This is a genomic window from Nonomuraea sp. KM90 (assembly GCF_052246675.1).
GTDB lineage: Bacteria > Actinomycetota > Actinomycetes > Streptosporangiales > Streptosporangiaceae > Nonomuraea.
The window spans coordinates 56,366-75,246 of record NZ_JBQQCB010000042.1; the positions used below are offsets into that span (position 1 = coordinate 56,366).

Sequence of the window (18,881 nt, forward strand, 5' to 3'; positions counted from 1 at the left end):
ATAGCCCACACCGTTCACGGCTTTCTTCGCCTTGACAGGACGGGAAAACAACAGTCACACCATGCACAAAGGCCACATCGACCCTCTTTGCAGGCACATTCAGATCATGTTAGAAGGGAGGGAAGCAGAGAGGACCGGGCACAGTGACGGTGATTCTCGACGGCGTCTCCGTGCGACAGCGCGGAGAGATCTGGCTCGACGACATCCGCCTGGAATTATCTGATGGAATGACCACCCTCATCGGCCCGATGACGGCGGGAAAGACGACGTTGATGCGGGTCGTCGCCGGTTTGCTGACGCCCGACTCAGGCCGGGTGACGGTCAACGGAAAAGACGTCACCGGAATTTCGGTGCGAAAACGTTCGGTCGCCTTCGTCTATCAGCAATTCATCAATTACCCGTCGCTGACCGTCTACGAGAACATCGCCTCCCCGCTCCGCCTCGACTCGCGATTCCGCCGCGACGGCGTGGACCGCCGGGTGCGCGAGGTGGCCGAGCTCATGGGCATCGCCGAGCTCCTCGACCGCCGGCCCGCCGAGCTGTCGGGCGGGCAGCAGCAGCGCACCGCCATCGCCCGCGCCCTGGCCCGCCCCGTGGACGTGCTGCTGCTCGACGAGCCTCTGGCCAACCTGGACTTCAAGCTGCGCGAGCAGTTGCGGGCCGACCTGAAGAGCATGTTCGCCGGCTCCTCCGGCGTGGTGCTCTACTCCACCGCCGACCCCGGCGAGGCGCTGACGTTCGCCGCGCCTACTGTGGTCCTGGGCGAGGGCAAGGTCCAGCACGTCGGCGACGTCGCCGACATGTACGCGCACCCGCCGACGCTGGCCGTGGCCGCCACGCTCAGCGACCCGCCGCTCAACCTGCTGCCCGGCGTCGTCCGCGACGGGCGGATCGAGGTGCTCGGCACCTCCTTCCCCGCGCCCCGCGCGCACGCGTCCGGCCAGGACGTCCTGCTGGGCGTGCGGCCCCACCAGGTGTCGATCACCCCCGACGGCCCCGGCGCGCTGGAGCTGCCCGCCGAGATCAGGCTCGCCGAGGTCACCGGGAGCGCGACGTTCCTGCACCTCCTCCTCGAAGGCGGCCGCCACCTGGTCGCCCACCTGCCGGGCCCCCGGCTGTTCACCCCGGGCCAGCCCACGGTCGCGTACGTGAACCCCGCGCACGTCTTCGTCTTCGACCGCGCGGGCCGCCTGCTCGCCACCAGCGCCGCGGAGGTGGACCTGCATGGCTGACATCCGGCTGGAGGGCGTGGGCCACAGCTACGACGGCGGCCGGACGTGGGCGGTCAAGCCGATGACGTGGACGTGGCGCGGCTCCAGGGCGTACGCGCTGCTGGGCCCCAGCGGCTGCGGCAAGACGACGCTGCTGAACATCATCTCCGGCCTGATCACACCCACGGTGGGCCGGATCTTCCTCGACGACCGCGACGTCACCGGCGTGCCCACCGCGGGCCGCAACATCGCGCAGGTCTTCCAGTTCCCGGTCCTGTACGAGGAGATGTCGGTCTACGACAACCTCGCCTTCCCCCTCAGGAACCGGAAGGTCCCGAAGCCGGAGATCGACCAGCGGGTCCGCCAGGTCTCGCAGCTCCTCGGTCTCGACCAGGTCCTGAACCGCAGGTCACGCCGGCTCGACCCGGGCCGCCAGCAGATCGTCAGCCTGGGTCGCGGCCTCGTCCGCTCCCAGGTCGCCGCCGTGCTCCTCGACGAGCCGCTGACCGTGGTGGACCCCACGCTCAAGTGGACGCTGCGCAGCAAGCTCAAGGAGATCCACCGCGACACCGGCCACACGCTGATCTACGTCACCCACGACCAGACGGAGGCGCTGACGTTCGCCGACGAGGTGGTCGTGCTCAACGACGGCGAGATCGTGCAGGCCGGGCAGCCGGCGGAGCTGTTCCTGTCGCCGGCGCACGAGTTCGTCGGCCACTTCATCGGCTCCCCCGGCATGAACATGCTGCCCGCCGAGATCGTCGGGGACGTCGTGCGCATCGGGCAGGCGGATGTGGGGGCGATCTTGGAGCCCCTGCCGCCGGGGCCGGTCCGGATCGGGGTGCGGCCCGAGTTCGTGCTGGTCACCGGCGCGCTCACCTCTCCCGGGGTGCCGGCCCAGGTGGTCGGGGTGGACCGGATGGGCGCGTACGACCTGGTCCACACCGTGGTCGGCGAGCACCAGGTGATCGCCAAGACCGAGGCGGGCTCCGCCCACGAGCCCGGCGCGGTCGAGTTCCTGCACTTCCCCGCCGACCGCACGTTCCTGTTCCGGGACAAGGTCAGGTGCGGTTCCCTCGCACCCCTGAACGGAAGGGGGCCGGCGTGACCGACCAGGCCACTGTCGCGGGCAGCCAGGTGAGCGGCGAGGTCGTCACCGAGGCCACCGCCGAGGAGGAGCCGCGCGCCGCGCTGAAACGCAAGGACAACCGGGCCTGGTGGCTGGTCCTGCCGGTGGTCGTGTCGGTGGCGTTCACCGCGGTGATCCCGCTGATGACCGTGGTCAACTTCTCCGTGCAGGACGTCTTCAGCCCCAACGACCGGGTCTTCGTCGGCCTGGAGTGGTTCCGGTCGATCGCGCGGGACCCGGAGGTGCGCGCGGCGCTGGTGCGCACGCTGCTGTTCTCGGGGCAGGTGCTGCTGCTGGAGATCCCCCTGGGCGTGGCGCTGGCCGTGGTCATGCCGCGCCGGGGCCTGTGGGTGTCGGTCGCGCTGGTGCTGGTCGCGCTGCCGCTGCTCATCCCGTGGAACGTGGTGGGCACGATCTGGCAGATCTTCGCCCGCGGCGACATCGGGCTGGGCGGCTGGACGATCAACAACGTGCTGGGGATCAACTTCAACTACACGCTGGACTCGACGGACGCCTGGATCACGGTCCTGGTCATGGACGTGTGGCACTGGACGCCGCTGGTGGCACTGCTGGCGTACGCGGGTCTGCGCTCGATCCCGGAGCCGTACTTCCAGGCCGCGCAGATCGACGGCGCCTCGGCGTGGGCCACGTTCCGGCACATCCAGCTGCCCCGGCTGCGCGGGGTGCTGACGATCGCGATCCTGCTCAGGTTCATGGACAGCTTCATGATCTACACCGAGCCGTTCGTGGTCACCGGCGGCGGGCCCGGCAACGCCACCTCGTTCCTCAGCATCCTGCTCTCCAAGATCGCGGTCGGCCAGTTCGACCTGGGCCCGGCGGGGGCGTTCTCGCTGCTCTACTTCCTGATCGTGCAGATCCTCTGCTACGTCTTCTTCACCGTGCTCACCAGGTCGGGGAGGTGAGGTGATGGCCGTCAAGCGAGACAGGACCACCGGCCGGCGGCTCCCCTGGGCGCGCACGGTCTTCTGGCTCTACGTCGCCACGCTGATGTTGCCGCTGTTGTGGATGTTCGGCATGTCGATCCGCCCGAACGAGGACATCCTCGGCAGCTTCTCGCTCATCCCGCAGCGCGTGACGTTCGACAACTACGCCACCTTCTTCACCGACTCCGTGTGGTATTCCAGCTATCTCAACTCCATCGTCTACACCTCGCTGAACGCCGTGATGTCGCTGATCGTGGCGCTGCCGGCGGCGTACGCGTTCTCCCGCTTCCGGTTCGCCGGGGACAAGCATCTGTTCTTCTGGCTGCTGACCAACCGCATGGCGCCACCGGCGGTGTTCCTGCTGCCGTTCTTCCAGATCTACCAGAGCGTCGGCCTCTTCGACACGCACCTCGGCGTGGCCATCGCGCACATGCTCTTCAACGTCCCGCTCGCGGTCTGGATCCTCGAAGGATTCATGTCCGGAATTCCGCGGGAAATAGACGAGACCGCGGCGATAGACGGCTATTCGCTGCCGCGCTTCTTCATCAAGATCTTCCTGCCGATGATCCGCTCCGCGATCGGCGTGACGGCGTTCTTCTGCTTCATGTTCAGCTGGGTCGAGCTGCTGATCGCCCGGACGATCACCTCGGTGGACGCCAAGCCGATAGCCGCGACGATGACGCGAACGGTGAGCGCGGCGGGCGTGGACTGGGGGCTGCTGGCGGCGGCCGGCGTCCTCACCATCGTCCCCGGCGCCATCGTCATCTGGTTCGTACGGAACTACATCGCCAAGGGCTTCGCCCTGGGAAGGGTCTAGCCGTGCTCGAATGGATGGTCTGGACCGCCCCCACGGCCCTGGTGTTCGCCGGGCTGGCACTGCTGCTGGTCGTCATGACGGTCTGGGGCCGGATCTCCCCTCCTGTGGCCAGGCGGGGCTTCCTGCGCATCGAGACCGATCGGGGCGACCGGCTCTACATCGGCCTGATCACCGCCGCCGTCGTGCTGGCCGGCTGGATCGCAATCACCGACCTGTCCATGTGGCTCGCACTCGGCTGCGCGCTGCTCGTGGCGGTCGTGATCGGCATATGGGGCTAACAGAAGAGGAGCCTAGGATGAGGCATCGGGCAGGCAAGTCCGCGGCCGTAGGTCTGGCCGCGCTCGTCCTGATAGCGGCCGGCTGCACGCAGGGCGCGGAGCGACCCGCGAGCGACTTCAAGGAGGCCGACGGCAAGGCCGCGGCCCAGCGGTGGGTGTCAGAGGAGTTCACGCCGAGCACCCTGAGCAAGGACCAGCAGATCGCGGAGATGGACTGGTTCATCAAGGCCGCGGCCCCGTACCGGGGCATGCAGATCAACGTGGTCTCCGAGACGATCACCACGCACGAGTACGAGTCGCAGCAGCTCGCCAAGGCGTTCACCGAGATCACCGGGATCAGGATCAAGCACGACCTGATCCAGGAGGGTGACGTCGTCGAGAAGCTCCAGACCCAGATCCAGGGCAACCAGAACATCTACGACGCCTACGTCAACGACTCCGACCTCATCGGCACGCACTCGCGCGGCGACTACGTGGTGCCGCTGTCGGACTACATGGCCGGAGAGGGCAAGAACGTCACCTCGCCCACGCTGGACCTGAACGACTTCATCGGCATCAGCTTCACCACCGGGCCGGACAAGAAGATCTACCAGCTCCCCGACCAGCAGTTCGCGAACCTGTACTGGTTCCGCTACGACTGGTTCACCGACCCGGAGATCAAGAAGCAGTTCAAGGACGCGTACGGCTACGACCTCGGCGTCCCGGTCAACTGGGCGGCCTACGAGGACATCGCCGAGTTCTTCACCAGCAAGGTCAACGGCAACGGCACCATCGACGGCAAGAAGGTCTACGGCCACATGGACTACGGCCGCAAGGACCCGTCGCTGGGCTGGCGCTTCACCGACGCCTGGCTGTCCATGGCCGGCAACGGCGACCCCGGCATCCCGAACGGCCTGCCGGTGGACGACTGGGGCATCCGGGTGGAGAACTGCCGCCCGGTCGGCTCGTCGGTCACCCGCGGCGGCGACACCAACGGCCCGGCCGCGGTCTACGCCCTGACCAAGTACGTGGACTGGCTGAAGAAGTACGCCCCCCGCGAGGCCGCGGGCATGAACTTCAGCGAGGCCGGCCCGGTGCCGGCGCAGGGCAACATCGCCCAGCAGATCTTCTGGTACACCTCGTTCACGGCCGACATGACCAAGGAGGGGTTGCCGGTCGTCAACAGCGACGGCACGCCGAAGTGGCGCATCGCGCCCAGCCCGCACGGCGCGTACTGGAAGGACGGCAACAAGCTGGGCTACCAGGACGCCGGCTCGTGGACGCTGCTGAAGAGCACCCCGCAGGACCGCCGGGCCGCGGCCTGGCTGTACGCGCAGTTCGTCACGTCGAAGACGGTGTCGCTGAAGAAGTCGATCGTCGGCCTGACGTTCATCCGCGAATCGGACATCAAGAGCCAGTACTTCGCCGACAACGCCAAGAAGTACGGCGGCCTCATCGAGTTCTACGGTTCACCGGCCCGCGTGCAGTGGACCCCGACCGGCACGAACGTGCCCGACTACCCCAAACTGGCCCAGCTCTGGTGGCAGAACGTGGCCACCGCCGTGACCGGCGAGACCACGCCGCAGCAGTCGATGGACAACCTGGCCAAGCAGCAGGACGACATCCTGTCCCGGCTGGAACGGCTCTCGCGCGAGCGGCAGGGGTACGGCGGCCAGTGCGCGCCGAAGCTGAACCAGGAGCGGCCCGCCCAGTACTGGTACGACCAGCCGGGCGCCCCCGCGCCGAAGCTGGCCGACGAGCGGGGCAAGCCGGAGACCCTCGACTACGACAAGCTGATCGCCACCTGGAAGAAGGCCGACTGAGAGCGGAGCCCTACTCCTTGACGTGCGCGGCGAGCCAGTCGAAGGCCCGCTCCTGCATGGGCACGTCGAAGCTGTGCGGCACGTCGGCGAAGTCGGCCTGGTAAGCGCCGGGGGCGTCGCGGTAGCGCTCGCTGATCCGGGCGTGGGCGCGGCGCATCCCCTCCTCGGGGAACAGCTCGTCGCGCATCGCGTACTGGACCATGAGCGGCGCCGGGGCGCGGGCGGCGACCAGGTCGGGCCAGTCGCCCAGCCGCGGCAGGCCCGGCGGCCACAACATCCAGGTGTGCTTCTCGACGTGCCCGCCGAGCATGTCCCGGTAGGACGAGACCATCGCGGCGACCACGACCGCGCGCATGTCCGGGTCGAACGCCCCGAGCAGCGCGGCCCGCAGCCCGCCGCCCGACAGCCCCACGCACCCGACCGGCCCGACGTCGGGCCGGGAGCGCAGGTAGGCCGCCGCCGCGAGGTCCTCCCCCGCCACGACGCCGGTGAACGAGGTGCCCAGCACCGCGCAGTGCTTGGCGACCACGTGCTCGTGCTGCCTGGCGGCGAGGTCGTAACGGTCGGCCTCGCTGAGGGGTCCGTCCTCGATGTCCAGGGGGAAGCGGCGGCTGCCCCACACGAACGCGTCGTGCGCCAGCACCGCGAACCCGCGCCGGGCCAGCTCGCCGGCGAACGCCCGGCCGCCGTAGATGTCGTCCCGCAGCCGCCGCACCTCGGGCGACGGCCCCTCGGGACCGTCGGCGATCTTCTCCTTGCCGGCCCACTTCATCCCGGCGTGGCAGTGCAGCGCCACCACTCCGGGCAGCGGCCCGGCCGCGTCCCGGGGCCGCAGCAGGTAGGCCCGCGTGCGCGGCCCGAACCCCACCGACCAGGACAGCTCCTCGCCGTACAGGTCACCCGCGGTCCAGGTCCGCTCGACCCGGACGTCACCGGCCACGAGGTCGAGCACCCCGATGGCCTCGCGCGCCGCCGCGCGCAGCTCGGGCCCCGGAAGGACCGGGTACAGCCCGCGCTGCGCCGCGGCGATCCCGGCCAGCTCAGCGAACACGCGTGCCGTCGTCCGCCAGGTGCACGGGAGCCCCGGTACGGGCCGAGACGTTGGCCGCGTGGCCGGTCAGCACGCTGCGGATGCCGTCGCGGTAGCCGGCCTGCCGGGCCAGCGGGTCGCCCTCGGGGCCGCAGAAGACGTCGTTGAGCAGCAGGCGGTCGCCCCCGCCGTGCCCGCCGGCCCCTGTCTCGATGGGCACCTCCTCCGGCTCGCTCCAGTGCCGGCGCAGCATGAGCCGCTCCCAGGACCCGGTCGCGTGCTCCTTGGCGGCCGCGCTCGGGTCGATGGCGGCGTGCGGCGGCGTCCACTCCCGCTCCACCACGTCCAGCTCCAGCCGCCCGGCCGTGCCGTTGAAGGCCACCCGGTAGCCCTCCCAGGGCGCGTGGGCGTGCAGGGAGTAGGTCAGGACGGCGCGGTTGGCGTAGCGCACCATGACGGACATGTTGTCGTCGATGTTGATGCCCTCGCCGAAGACGTCCTGGTCGCGGATGTAGCCGTCCTCGTGCTCGGCGTCCAGGTAGAGGCGCTTGAGCCGGGGGTCGGCGGAGATGTCCAGGATGAACGGGTCGGTGCCCAGCCCGGGCGCGCCCTGCCCGCGCTCGGGGCGCTCCTCCAGGCCGCGCTTCCTGGCGTTCTCGGCGCCGTAGAAGCGCAGGTCGGTCTGGGCGAAGACGAGCTCCGGAGCCGACCCGAGCCACCAGTTGACCAGGTCGAAGTGGTGGGTGGACTTGTGCACCAGCAGCCCGCCGGAGTTGGCCCGGTCGCGGTGCCAGCGGCGGAAGTAGTCGGCGCCGTGGATGGTGTCGAGGGTCCACTCGAAGTGCACCGAGGTCACCTCGCCGATCGCGCCCTGCATGAGCAGGCGGCGCACGGCGGAGTTGCGCGGCGAGTACCGGTAGTTGAACGTCACGATCAGCTTGCCGGTGCTGCGCTCGGCCGCCTCGGCGATGGCCGCGCAGCCGTCCGCGTCGATCGTGAGCGGCTTCTCCACGATGACGTCCCGCCCGGCGTCGAGCGCCGCGCACACGTAGCGGGCGTGCGTGACGTCGACGGTGGTGACGATGACCGCGTCGGCGAGCTCGAGCACCTTGTCGAACTCAGCGGGGGCGAAACACGGCACTTCCTGACCGATCCGCTCGACGTAGTAGTCCATGCGGGTCCGGTTGGTGTCGCACAGGGCGACGATGGTGCCGGCGTCACGCCACTCCCCGAGCAGCGCGTCGACGTACATCTGCGCGCGGTGCCCGAGCCCGACGAACGCGTACTTCATGTCTCTCCTTTAGCCGGCGATGGAGGCGTTGGCCTCCGTGATGAACTTCTGTGCGGCGTCGTCGGGGGTCATGCGGCCGAACATGACCTCCTCCGAGTACCGCGTGAGGATGTCCTCCATGGCGCTGGCGCCCTTCGGCGGGGCGGCGGGCGGGTCGGTCAGCTCGCCCTTGGCCTCGTCGAGGAAGGCCAGCGTCTTCTTGTCCGCGTCGGGAAGCTTGTCCCGCACCGCGGCCAGCACCTTGGAGCTGGCCGGCAGGCCGCGGTCGCTGAGGATGATCTGACCCGCCTCGGGGTCGTTGATCATGTAGTCGATGAACTTGGCGGCCTCGGCGGCGTGCTCGGTCTTCGAGGAGGCGCTGTAGAACATGGCCGGCTGCAGGAACATGCCGCCGGTGGTGGCGCCCTTGATCTTCGGCATCCGCAGCAGGTCCAGCTCCTGGCCGGAGGCCTTGCTGGCGGCGCCGAGCTGGTTGCTCCACCACATGCCCATCGCGCCGGTGTTGGTGCCCAGCAGCGACTGGTCGATGCTGGTGGCGCCGATCTCGGTGCTCTTGGCGGCGTCGGGGGCGCCCTTGCCCTTGATGAGGTTCTGCATGATCGCCCACCATTCCTTGATGGTCTCGGGCGACAGGCCGAGCTTGTTGCCGCTGTAGAACGGCTCACCCTTCTGCGTGGCGTAGATCTGCAGGTAGGCGGGGTTCCAGCTCAGCTGCGTGCCGGTGATCTTGCCGCCGCTGCCGGAGGTGACCTTGTTGGCCAGCTCGACGTACTCCTCCCACGTCCACTGCTTGTCGTCGGGCAGCTCCGCCTTCGCCTGCTCGACCAGCGCCTTGTTGACGATCAGGGAGAAGGCGTTGACACCGGTGGGGATGGCGAACTGCTTGCCGTCGATGGCGCCGGTGGCCAGCACCTTGCCGTCGATGTCGGCGGTGTTGACCTTGCTAGCCAGGTCGGCGAGGGTGCCGCGGTCGGCGTACTCGCGCAGGCCGCGGATCTCCAGGCTCATCACGTCCGGCGCGTCACTGCCCGCGACCTTCGTGGAGAGCGTCTCGTAGTAGCTGGCCCAGTCCGAGAACTCGCCCTCGACGTCGATGGTCGGGTTCTTCGCCTCGAACTTCTTGATCGCCTCTTCGGTCATCTTCTGCCGCGCGTCGCTGCCCCAATAGGAGAAGCGCAGCTTGATCTTGCCGTCGGCGGTCTCGCCGCCGCCGCCGCTGCCGCCGCCGCAGGCCGCGGTGACCGCCAGCACAGCGGTGGCGAGCAGTGCCGCCGACCACATCTTCTTGCCAGAGCTCACGGCTCTACCTCCTATGGGTGTTCTCTGTTGGGGGGTGGAGGAACTACTTCAGGCCCGTGGTGGCCACACCACGGATCAGGTACTTCTGACCTGCCAGGAAGAACCCGAAGATGGGGCCGAGCGCGATGATCGACATGGCGAACATCGGGCCCCACGACGAGTCGCTGCTGGCGTCCAGGAACGTGCGCAACGCTACCGGTACGGTGAAGTTGTCGGGATTGTTGAGATACAGGAGCTGGCTGAGGAAATCGTTCCAGGTCCAGATGAACGTGAAGATCGCGGTCGTGGCCAGTGCCGGCATGCACAGCGGCATGACGACCCTGATGAAGATCCGCCAGTAACCGGCGCCGTCGATCTCCGCCGCCTCGTCCAGCTCACGGGGCAGCGTGCGGATGAACTGCACCATGAGGAAGATGAAGAACGCGTCGGTGGCCAGGATCTTCGGCAGGACCAGCGGCCAGATCGTGTTGATCAGGTCGAGCTCGGAGAACATGATGTACTGCGGCACGATCGTCACGTGGTGCGGCAGCATGATCGTGCCCAGCATGAGCGCGAACCACAGCTTCTTCAGCGGGAAGTTCAGCCGGGCGAAGGCGTAGGCGGCCAGCGAGCACGCGACCAGGTTCGCCACGACCGACAATCCGGTGATCACCGCGGAGTTCCACAGGTAGTAGCCGAAGGGATGCTTGAGCGCGGTCCAGCCCTCGGTGTAGTTGTCCAGCGTGACCTCGCTGGGCCACAGCCCCGGCTGCCGGAAGATGAGCTCCTCCGGCTTGAGCGAGCTGGAGATCATCCAGAGCAGCGGATAGAGCATGACCAGCCCGAAGCCGATCAGCAGGATGTGCTTGACCACCGGCCCGCCCTTGAGCGGGCGGAACAGGACCGGGATCGGCCTACTTGGTGTCGCCATAGAAGACCCAATACTTGGAAGCGAGGAAGTTCACCCCGGTCAGCCCGGCGATGATCAGCAGCAGGACCCAGGCCATCGCGGCCGCGTAGCCCATGTCGTAGTTCTTGAACCCCTGCAGATACAGGTAGAGCGTGTAGAAGAGGGTGGAGTCGGCGGGGCCGCCTTTCCCACCGCTCACGATGAACGCCTGCGTGAACGACTGGAACGACTTGATGAGCTCCAGCACGAGGTTGAAGAAGATGATCGGCGTCAGCAGCGGCAGCGTGATCGAGCGGAACTGCCGCAGCGGCCCCGCCCCGTCCACGGAGGCGGCCTCGTAGTAGCTGCTCGGGATCTGGCGGAGCCCGGCCAGGAAGATGATCATCGGGGCGCCGAACGTCCACACGTGCAGCAGGATCAGCGTCCCCAGCGCGGTGTCCGGGTCACCCACCCACCCGGGGCCCTGGATGCCGAAGACCGACAGCACCGCGTTGACCAGGCCCTCGGCGCCGAAGACCTTGCGCCACAGGATCGCGATCGCGACGCTGCCGCCCAGCAGCGAGGGCAGGTAGAAGATCGAGCGGTAGATGGGCAGCCCGCGCAGCCCCCGGTCGAGCACCAGCGCCAGCGCAAGGGCGAAGGCCAGCTGCAGCGGGACCGAGACGATCACGTACACCGTGGTGACCTTCAGCGAGGCCAGGAACCTCGGGTCCTCGGTGAACATCTTCACGTAGTTGTCGAACCCGACCCACTTGGCCTCCTCCAGGAGGCTGTAGTCCGTGAAGGACAGGTAGAGGGAGGCGAAGATCGGGCCGATCGTGATGATGAGCAGGCCGGCGAACCAGGGAGCCAGGAACAGATAGGCGGCACGTGCCTCGCGGCGGGACCGTTTCGTGGAGCGGTGACCACCACGTACGGGCTGCTTCGCCGCGTGGTGAGGTTTCACCGCCACCGAAACTTCAGTCATCACGGACCTTCCGGCGAGAAGTGAATGGATAGCGCTTTCCTATAGCTGGCGGGAAAGTTACGTCAACCCTTTGCAGGCGTTACATAGCCGTTACCGATATATCGCCACGGCGTTTTCCCAGCTGACAAGCGTGCCCGCCCCAGAAGTCAGATGAATTTCGTTCCGGTTTAGTACAACCGTTTGCAGCTGCCGGGCTATCGTGGAGCAGCGGTGGAGTCCCTGATCACCAGGCGGGTCTCCAGCGAGGTGGTGGCGGTGACCTCCTGGATGAGCAGGTCCACCGCGAGCCGCCCGGCGGCGGCCGTCGGCATGGCCACCGTGGTGAGCTTCGGGCGGCTCAGCCGGCCGGGCACGATGTCGTCTATCCCCACCACGCTGACGTCCTCGGGCACGCTCAGCCCGAGATCGCCGAGCCCCTCGATGAGCCCGATCGCCACCAGGTCGTTGTAGGCCAGCACGCCGGTCGCCCCCGAGTCCCGGACCCGGGCCGCCGCGGCGAACCCGCCCCGCTCGGTGGGCGCGTTGGGGCCGATGACGACGAGCTCGACGCCCGGCACCTGTTCGGCGGCCGTACGGATCTCCGCGCTCGTCCACGAGCCGGCCGGCCCCGAGACCAGCGCGACCCGCGCGTGCCCCAGCCCGGCCAGGTGCTCGACCGCCAGCCTGGCCCCGTGGCCGACGTCCATCAGCACGGTGGCCGCGCCGCGCAGCCGCCGGTTGATCACCACGAACGGCACCCGCTCGGCCAGCCGCTCCAGCGCCTTGTTGGAGGAGCGCGGGCTGCACAGCACCAGGCCGTCCACCTGCTTGGAGAACGCCTGCACCAACTCCTCCTCGGCGGCCGGCTCCTCGTCGGTGTCGGCCACGAACAGGTGGTAGTCGCGCTGCCGGGCCGCCGAGTGCGCCGCCTTGATCAGCGGCGGGAAGAACGGGTTGGCGATGTCGGCCACGATCAGGCCGAGATTGTGGGTACGCCCGGTCGTGAGCGCCCTGGCCGCCCGGTTGGGCCGGTATCCCAGCTCCTCGGCCACGGTCAGCACCCTGGTGCGGGTGGCGGCGTTCACCATGTGCGGCGCGGAGAACGTCCGGGAGACCGTCGACACATGCACGCCGGACGCCCTGGCCACATCACGAATCGTCACTGTCACAGTCGCCCACCCTAACGCAACCGATTGCAGTACCCATGAGTACGATGAAAGCGCTTGCCACACGGCCGCCTCAGGACAAGGCCGAGAACTCCCAGCTAGACGGGCGGTGACGAAATCGCCTCTTGACGCCTCACCCTTCCTGACACAAAGGTTTAGTGCAACTGTTTGCAGTCTTGAAGGAGCCCCTCACGGTGAGCAGAGTCCTCGTCACCGGAAGCGCAGGACGCCTCGGCCGCAGCGTGGTCAGCACGCTCGCGGCGGCCGGGCACGAGGTCATAGGCGTTGACCGCGCCCCCGGAACACCGGCGGAGGCGGCCGTCGCGTTACCGGCCGACCTCACCGACACGGGCGAGGCGTTCGAGGTGATCGCCAGGTTCCGGCCGGAGTCGGTGATCCATCTGGCCGCGATCGCGACCCCGTTCAGCTTCCCGGAATCGGTGATTTTCAAGGTCAACACGCAGCTCGCGTTCAACGTGTGCGAGGCGTCGGTGGCCCTGGGCGTGGCGGGCCTGGTGATGGCCAGCAGCCCCACCGTCATGGGATACGGCGCGCCCGGCGGCTGGGCGCCCCACTACCTCCCGATCGACGAGGAGCACCCCGTACGCCCCTGGAACGCCTACAACCTGTCCAAGGTCGCGGCCGAGGAGACGATGAAGGCGTTCGCCCGGGCGGGCGGCACGAAGATGGCGGCGGTGCGGCCATGCTTCGTGATCCCCCCGGAGGAGTGGGCGGGCGCGCCCACGCAGTCCGGCCACACGGTGCGCGAGCGGCTGGACCGGCCCGAGCTGGGCGGGGTGTCGCTGTTCAACTACATCGACTCCCGCGACGCCGCCGAGATGATCGCCGTGCTCGCCGAGGCGCTGCCCGAACTGCCCAACGGCGAGGTCTTCTTCGCCGGCGCGTCCGACGCGCTGGCCAGGAAGCCGCTGGCCGACCTGCTGCCCCAGGTCGTGCCCGGCACCGAGCCGTTCGCGGCCGGGCTCACCGGCACCACCCCCGCCTTCTCGATCGCCAAGGCAGAGCGCCTGCTCGGCTGGCAGCCCAAGCGCAGCTGGCGTACCGAACTCAAGGATGAATCCGAATGAATCTCAGCGGTGTGCTGTTCTTCCCCGTGACGCCCTTCGATGCCGACGGCACCCTTGCCGAGCAGGTGCTGGCCGAGCATGTGCGGCAGGGCATGGAGCACGGTCCGGGCGGCGTGTTCGTGGCGTGCGGCACCGGCGAGTTCTCGGCCCTGTCCGAGTCCGAGCACGCGCGGGCGGTGCGGGTGGCGGCCGGGGTCGTGGGCGGCCGGGTGCCGCTGTTCGCGGGCGCGGGCGGGCCGCTCGGCTCGGCGCTGAACCAGGCGCGGGCGGCGCGGGAGGCGGGCGCCGACGGGCTGCTGCTCATGCCGCCGTACCTGGCCCAGGGGCCCGGGCACGGCTTCGAGGCGTACGTGCGGGCGGTGGCCGAGGTGCTGCCGGTGATCGTCTACCAGCGTGGCTCCGTGGTGCTGGAGCCGGAGGCGGTGGTCGCGCTGGCCGGCGTCCCGGGGGTGATCGGGCTGAAGGACGGCCTGGGCGACATCGACCGGATGCAGCGGACCGTGCTGGCCGTGCGCGAGGTTTACCCGGACTTCCTGTTCTTCAACGGGCTGCCGACGGCCGAGCTGACCATGCCCGCCTACCGGGGCATCGGCGTGGAGCTGTACTCCAGCGCGGTGTTCGCGTTCGCGCCCGAGATCGCGCTGGCCTACCTCAACGGTGACGAGCGGTTGCTCACCGAGTTCTACGCCCCCCTCGTACGCCTGCGCGGCAAGGTTCCCGGCTACCCGGTCGCCCTGGTCAAGGCCGGCGTACGGTTGCGCGGCCTGGACGTCGGCGCCGTCCGCCCGCCGCTGGTCGAGGTGACCGGCGAGCACCTGGAGGAGCTGGAGGCGCTGATCAAGACCGGTCTCGAACGGGCGGCGTCATGACGATCGCGGACCTGCGTACCGAGCTGCGCACCGCCCCGCTGCCGCGCCCCTGGGGCGCGGACGTGCCCGCCAACCACGTGATCGTCACCCACGTCACGCTGAAGGACGGGCGCACCGGCACCGGGTTCTCGTGGACGCCGCAGATCGGCGCGCACGCCGTCAAGGCGCTGCTCGACCACGACCTGCGCGAGGCGCTGATCGGGCTGCCCGCGCACCCCGAGGTGGTGTGGGACCGGCTGTGGCGGCACCTGCGCGAGGCGGGCCCCGGCGGGATCACCACGATCGCGCTGGCCGGCGTCGACCTGGCGCTGTGGGACCTGCGCTGCGGCGCCGACGGGCTGCCGGACGCGCTGGGCCGGCGGCGCGAGGAGGTGCCGGTCTACGGCAGCGGCGTCAACCTGCACTATCCGCTGGAGGAGCTGGTCGAGCAGGCCAGGCGCTGGGTGGCCGCCGGCTACCGGGGCGTCAAGATCAAGGTGGGCCGCCCGGACCTGGCCGAGGACGTGGCCCGGGTGGCCGCCGTCCGCGAGGTGATCGGGCCCGACCGGCTGCTGATGATCGACGCCAACCAGCGCTGGGACCTGCACCGGGCCCGGCGGGCGCTGGCCGCGCTGCGGGAGTTCGGCCTGCACTGGATCGAGGAGCCGCTGCCCGCCGACGACGTGGCCGCGCACGTGGAGCTGCGCCGCTCCGTGGACGTGCCGGTCGCGGTCGGCGAGAACGTCTACACGACCTACGGCTTCCGCGATCTGCTGACCGCCGGGGCCTGCGACGTCGTCCAGCCGAACGTGGTGCGGGTCGGCGGCATCACGCCGTTCCTGCGGATCGCCGAGCTGGCCAGGACGTACGACGTGCCGGTCTACCCGCACCTGCTGAGCGAGGTGTCCGGGCAGCTCGCCCTGTCCCTGCCGCTGCCGGTCATGGTGGAGGACGTGGAGGACGCCTCGTTCGCCGCGCTGGGGTTGCTGGCGGAGCCGTACCCGGTGGAGATCTCGGGTGGCGTGCTGCGCGCGGGCGGGCACGCCGGCCTCGGGCTGAGGTGGTCGTGATGGCGCCGGTGAAGGTCGTACTGGCCGGGGCGCAGGGCCACGGCCGCCACCATCTGGGCGTCCTGCGCCTGCTGGCCGATCGCGGCCTGGTCGAGCTGGCCGGCGTCTGCGACCTGCGTCCGGTGGAGGTGGACTTCGGGGCGCCGCTGCAGTCTCCGGACCTGGGCGATCTGATCGCGAAGACCGGCGCCGAGGTCACCGTCATCTGCACACCGATCGACACGCACGCCGACCTGGCGGTGACCGCGCTGCACGCCGGCTCGCACGTGCTGCTGGAGAAGCCGCCCGCGGCCAGCCCGGAGGCGCACCGCAGGATCGCCGCGGCGGTCGCGGAGACCGGCCTGGCCTGCCAGGTCGGCTTCCAGTCGCTCGGCTCGGCGGCCGTCCCGGCGCTGCGCGAGCTGATCGCGAGCGGCGCGCTCGGCCGGGTGCGCGGCATCGGCGGCGCGGGCGCCTGGGAGCGCCCCTCGGCCTACTTCACCCGCTCCCCCTGGTCCGGCAGGCGCCGGCTGAACGGGGTGGACGTGGTGGACGGCGCGCTGACGAACCCGTTCGCGCATGCCGTCGCGACCGCGCTCGCCCTGGTGGACAGCCCGATCGCGGAGATCGAGACCGAGCTCTACCACGCCCATCCGATCGAGTCGGACGACACGTCCTGCGTGCGCGTCCGGCTGGCGGACGGGCTCGTGATCACGATCGCGGTGACGTTGCTCGCGCCGGAGCGGCACGAGCCGTACCTGGTCGTGCACGGCGACCGGGGCCGGGCCACGCTGGTCTACACCGAGGACCGGCTCAAGGTGGAGCTCGCCGACGGTTCGGTCACGACGACCGTGCACGACCGTACGGGGCTGCTGGAGAACCTCATCGACCACGTGCGCACGGGCGCGGAGCTGCTGGTGCCGCTGTCGCGCACGGAGACGTTCACGCAGGTGCTGGACGCGGTACGGCTGGCTCCCGAGCCGCTGCCGATCCCCGAACGGCACCAGCTGGTACGGCGGGACGAGGCGGGCGCGGTCGTGGGCCGGATCCTGCCCGGCGTGGTCGAGCTGACCGACCGCAGCGCGGCCGAGCTGGCGCTCTACTCGGAGCTCGGCGCGCCGTGGACGGGGGTGGAGCTGCTGGTGGCGGGCCGGGCGGTGGCCGCCTACGACTGGCGTCCCGACCTGCCCGTCACCGACTCGCCCCGCCCCTACCTGCACCGGGTACGCACCCTCGGCGGCGTGGAGGTCACCCAGGTCCGCCCCGAGGACCACGTGCACCACCTGGGCGTGGGCGTGGCGATCTCCGATCTCGGCGGGGCGAACTTCTGGGGCGGCCGGACGTATGTCAAGGACCAGGGGCCCACCTGGCTGGACAACCACGGCACGCAGCGGCACCTGGCGTTCACCCGGCTGGACGACGGCGGCTTCGCCGAGCAGCTGGAGTGGACCGGCCCCGGCGGCCCGCTGGTCCGCGAGGAGCGGACGGTCACGGCCCGGCCGGTCGGGGACGCCTGGGCGCTGGACTTCGCGTTCACGCTCACCAACCTCACCGCCGCGCCGCTGGAGATCCACAGCTCGGCCACCAAGGGCCGGGCGGGCGCGGGGTACGGCGGCTTCTTCTGGCGCGCGCCCGGCACCTCCGCCGCCAGGACCACGCTCCCGGGCGGCGAGCAGGCTGTGCACGGCAGCCGGAATCCGTGGGTGGCCATGTCCGGCACCACTCCGGAGGGGCGGGACTGGACGCTGGTCTTCGTCCAGGCGGACGGCGACCCGTGGTTCGTCCGGGTCGAGGAGTATCCGGGGGTGGGGCAGGCGCTGGCCTGGGACACGCCGCTGGTCCTCGACACCACTCTGACCAGGCGGGTCGTCACCGTCGTGGCGGATGGAAGACTGACCGAGGAGGAGGTTTCCGCCCTGGCGGCCGACATGAGACTCTGATGCGAAGTTTCGCGTTGATCGTCTACGGCGGTGCATCCGGGCCTACCTGTCCACGCCCACCGCCTCCCCGCCACCGTGGTCCGGGCAGCGCCACCCCGAGGCGCTGGCCGGCGGGGCACCGGTGCGGTGTGGAGCGAGGTCGCCCGGGCCACCACCGCCTCCGTCCTGAACACGTACGCCTCGGGCGGGCCCCGCGTGGCCCAGGAACGAGTCCTGTCGGCGGTCTGCGCGGAGGCGGGCGTCCGGTTCGGGGGACGCCCGGGGTCGAGCTCGTACGCCGCTCGCACCCGGACGGCCGCTCCTTCCTGTTCGCCGTCAACCACACGGGAACCGACGCGGTCAGGATCGTCCGGGAGGGTCGCTGACGGGCGCGACCTCGGCGACCGTACCCGTCTCGGGAAGAAGGCCCGTGGGGGCGGCGGCCTCGCCCGCCGCCTTCCCCGACGTCGACCTGAGCAGCCTGAGGGCGCCCCGCGACAGGGCGGTCAGGATGTCGGCGGCCTCCGCCAGGTCGGGGTAGCGCCCCTCCAGGTGGCCCATCGCCAGCGCGTTGGTGGCCGCGTTTATCCCCTCGGCGATCATCTCCAGCCGCCGCCGGTCACGCTCGTTGTCGGCGGTGTAGCCGAGGGCGGCCAGGTCGGCGGCGTGGTGCTCGCGGTAGGCCGCCGCCGTCTCCACCGCGAAGTCGCGCAGCGAGGACGACGGGTCGTGCCGGGCCCTGAGCTGGATGCGCAGCAGCTCGGGGTGCCGGCAGATCGCCTCCAGGGGGATGCGGAACGTCTCGCGGTGCCGTTCGAGATCGTCGGGAGCCTCGCGGGCCCTGCGGCGCGCCTCCCGCATCGATCCGCGCAACCGCTCGCCGCCCTCCTCCACGAGCACCCCGAGCAGCTCCTGCATGTCCTTGAAGTGCACGTAGAAGCTGGACTGGGCGATGCCGGCGGCCTTCGCGACCTTGACCGTGGTCAGCCCCGCCTCGCCCTCCTCGTCCAGGATCGCCAGGGCGGCGCGAACGAGCTTGCGCCTGGTCAGATCCTTGGCCTCGCTCCTGGTGAGCGGCGTGCCTGTCATCGATCCCCCTCCCCTCGTAACGATTGTCCCGCGGCACTTGTGCGTAATTTCACCGATAGTACTATCGGTGAAATTGCTCTCGGGGG

Annotated in this window: 17 protein-coding genes; 10 read left to right on the forward strand and 7 right to left on the reverse strand. The window is 69.8% G+C overall.

Annotated elements, in window-relative coordinates; translation table 11 throughout:
- Positions 1 to 143 precede the first annotated feature (143 nt).
- From ACTWPW_RS32755 to ACTWPW_RS32780, 6 genes are read left to right on the forward strand one after another with little or no spacing between them, the layout of a single operon-like run.
- On the forward strand, positions 144 to 1,232 hold the full coding sequence (locus tag ACTWPW_RS32755) for an ABC transporter ATP-binding protein (RefSeq protein WP_443170878.1): 1,089 nt from the start codon (positions 144 to 146) through the stop codon (positions 1,230 to 1,232).
- Positions 1,225 to 2,319: an ABC transporter ATP-binding protein gene (locus ACTWPW_RS32760; RefSeq protein WP_443170879.1), complete on the forward strand. Its 1,095-nt coding sequence runs from the start codon at positions 1,225 to 1,227 to the stop codon at positions 2,317 to 2,319. The genes ACTWPW_RS32755 and ACTWPW_RS32760 overlap by 8 nt, the downstream gene beginning before the upstream one ends.
- On the forward strand, positions 2,316 to 3,263 hold the full coding sequence (locus tag ACTWPW_RS32765) for a carbohydrate ABC transporter permease (protein ID WP_375113082.1): 948 nt from the start codon (positions 2,316 to 2,318) through the stop codon (positions 3,261 to 3,263). Before ACTWPW_RS32760 ends, ACTWPW_RS32765 begins: the two co-directional genes overlap by 4 nt.
- Before the next feature lie 4 nt (positions 3,264 to 3,267).
- Entirely contained in the window at positions 3,268 to 4,101 is an 834-nt protein-coding gene (locus ACTWPW_RS32770; protein WP_443170880.1) for a carbohydrate ABC transporter permease, read from the forward strand.
- Between the two features lie 2 nt (positions 4,102 to 4,103).
- Positions 4,104 to 4,379, forward strand: a complete 276-nt coding sequence (locus tag ACTWPW_RS32775; RefSeq protein WP_375113081.1) for a DUF2160 domain-containing protein — start codon at positions 4,104 to 4,106, stop codon at positions 4,377 to 4,379.
- A gap of 17 nt (positions 4,380 to 4,396) precedes the next feature.
- Complete coding sequence (locus ACTWPW_RS32780; RefSeq protein WP_443170881.1) at positions 4,397 to 6,181, forward strand: ABC transporter substrate-binding protein; 1,785 nt, start codon at positions 4,397 to 4,399, stop codon at positions 6,179 to 6,181.
- Between the two features lie 10 nt (positions 6,182 to 6,191).
- On the opposite strand, the gene ACTWPW_RS32785 is transcribed toward ACTWPW_RS32780, so the two are convergent.
- The 6 genes from ACTWPW_RS32785 to ACTWPW_RS32810 form a co-directional block, all read right to left on the reverse strand.
- Positions 6,192 to 7,232: a dienelactone hydrolase family protein gene (locus tag ACTWPW_RS32785; protein ID WP_375113080.1), complete on the reverse strand. Its 1,041-nt coding sequence runs from the start codon at positions 7,230 to 7,232 to the stop codon at positions 6,192 to 6,194.
- Positions 7,222 to 8,502, reverse strand: a complete 1,281-nt coding sequence (locus tag ACTWPW_RS32790; protein WP_443170882.1) for a Gfo/Idh/MocA family protein — start codon at positions 8,500 to 8,502, stop codon at positions 7,222 to 7,224. Before ACTWPW_RS32790 ends, ACTWPW_RS32785 begins: the two co-directional genes overlap by 11 nt.
- A gap of 9 nt (positions 8,503 to 8,511) precedes the next feature.
- Positions 8,512 to 9,801, reverse strand: coding sequence for an extracellular solute-binding protein (locus ACTWPW_RS32795; RefSeq protein WP_375113078.1), 1,290 nt, complete (start codon positions 9,799 to 9,801; stop codon positions 8,512 to 8,514).
- A gap of 43 nt (positions 9,802 to 9,844) precedes the next feature.
- Complete coding sequence (locus tag ACTWPW_RS32800) at positions 9,845 to 10,711, reverse strand: carbohydrate ABC transporter permease (RefSeq protein WP_375113076.1); 867 nt, start codon at positions 10,709 to 10,711, stop codon at positions 9,845 to 9,847.
- Positions 10,695 to 11,657, reverse strand: coding sequence for a carbohydrate ABC transporter permease (locus tag ACTWPW_RS32805; RefSeq protein ID WP_375113075.1), 963 nt, complete (start codon positions 11,655 to 11,657; stop codon positions 10,695 to 10,697). Before ACTWPW_RS32805 ends, ACTWPW_RS32800 begins: the two co-directional genes overlap by 17 nt.
- A 194-nt stretch (positions 11,658 to 11,851) precedes the next feature.
- Positions 11,852 to 12,805, reverse strand: coding sequence for a LacI family DNA-binding transcriptional regulator (locus ACTWPW_RS32810; protein WP_364120760.1), 954 nt, complete (start codon positions 12,803 to 12,805; stop codon positions 11,852 to 11,854).
- A 191-nt stretch (positions 12,806 to 12,996) separates the two neighbouring features.
- Between ACTWPW_RS32810 and ACTWPW_RS32815 the strand changes: the two genes are divergently transcribed.
- From ACTWPW_RS32815 to ACTWPW_RS32830, 4 genes are read left to right on the forward strand one after another with little or no spacing between them, the layout of a single operon-like run.
- On the forward strand, positions 12,997 to 13,890 hold the full coding sequence (locus tag ACTWPW_RS32815) for an NAD-dependent epimerase/dehydratase family protein (RefSeq protein ID WP_375113074.1): 894 nt from the start codon (positions 12,997 to 12,999) through the stop codon (positions 13,888 to 13,890).
- Positions 13,887 to 14,759 carry a 5-dehydro-4-deoxyglucarate dehydratase gene (locus ACTWPW_RS32820; RefSeq protein ID WP_375113073.1) on the forward strand — a complete coding sequence of 291 codons (873 nt, stop codon included), beginning with the start codon at positions 13,887 to 13,889 and terminating at the stop codon, positions 14,757 to 14,759. The genes ACTWPW_RS32815 and ACTWPW_RS32820 overlap by 4 nt, the downstream gene beginning before the upstream one ends.
- Positions 14,756 to 15,808, forward strand: coding sequence for a mandelate racemase/muconate lactonizing enzyme family protein (locus ACTWPW_RS32825; protein WP_443170883.1), 1,053 nt, complete (start codon positions 14,756 to 14,758; stop codon positions 15,806 to 15,808). The genes ACTWPW_RS32820 and ACTWPW_RS32825 overlap by 4 nt, the downstream gene beginning before the upstream one ends.
- The gene (locus ACTWPW_RS32830) at positions 15,808 to 17,727 is read left to right on the forward strand and encodes a DUF6807 family protein (protein ID WP_443170884.1); all 1,920 of its coding nucleotides are present in this window, start codon (positions 15,808 to 15,810) and stop codon (positions 17,725 to 17,727) included. Before ACTWPW_RS32825 ends, ACTWPW_RS32830 begins: the two co-directional genes overlap by 1 nt.
- A 339-nt stretch (positions 17,728 to 18,066) precedes the next feature.
- Here the strand turns inward: ACTWPW_RS32830 and ACTWPW_RS32835 are convergent, their stop codons facing one another.
- Entirely contained in the window at positions 18,067 to 18,795 is a 729-nt protein-coding gene (locus ACTWPW_RS32835; protein WP_443170885.1) for a TetR family transcriptional regulator, read from the reverse strand.
- Between the last annotated feature and the right edge of the window lie 86 nt (positions 18,796 to 18,881).

Excerpts from the sequence above, each read along its gene's own strand:
- ACTWPW_RS32820 (WP_375113073.1), top strand. The coding sequence starts at position 13,887 with ATGAATCTCAGCGGTGTGCTGTTCTTCCCCGTGACGCCCTTCGATGCC.
- ACTWPW_RS32790 (WP_443170882.1), bottom strand. The coding sequence starts at position 8,502 with ATGAAGTACGCGTTCGTCGGGCTCGGGCACCGCGCGCAGATGTACGTC.
- ACTWPW_RS32835 (WP_443170885.1), bottom strand. The coding sequence starts at position 18,795 with ATGACAGGCACGCCGCTCACCAGGAGCGAGGCCAAGGATCTGACCAGG.
- ACTWPW_RS32800 (WP_375113076.1), bottom strand. The coding sequence starts at position 10,711 with ATGGCGACACCAAGTAGGCCGATCCCGGTCCTGTTCCGCCCGCTCAAG.
- ACTWPW_RS32830 (WP_443170884.1), top strand. The coding sequence starts at position 15,808 with ATGGCGCCGGTGAAGGTCGTACTGGCCGGGGCGCAGGGCCACGGCCGC.
- ACTWPW_RS32780 (WP_443170881.1), top strand. The coding sequence starts at position 4,397 with ATGAGGCATCGGGCAGGCAAGTCCGCGGCCGTAGGTCTGGCCGCGCTC.
- ACTWPW_RS32760 (WP_443170879.1), top strand. The coding sequence starts at position 1,225 with ATGGCTGACATCCGGCTGGAGGGCGTGGGCCACAGCTACGACGGCGGC.
- ACTWPW_RS32825 (WP_443170883.1), top strand. The coding sequence starts at position 14,756 with ATGACGATCGCGGACCTGCGTACCGAGCTGCGCACCGCCCCGCTGCCG.
- ACTWPW_RS32805 (WP_375113075.1), bottom strand. The coding sequence starts at position 11,657 with ATGACTGAAGTTTCGGTGGCGGTGAAACCTCACCACGCGGCGAAGCAG.
- ACTWPW_RS32770 (WP_443170880.1), top strand. The coding sequence starts at position 3,268 with ATGGCCGTCAAGCGAGACAGGACCACCGGCCGGCGGCTCCCCTGGGCG.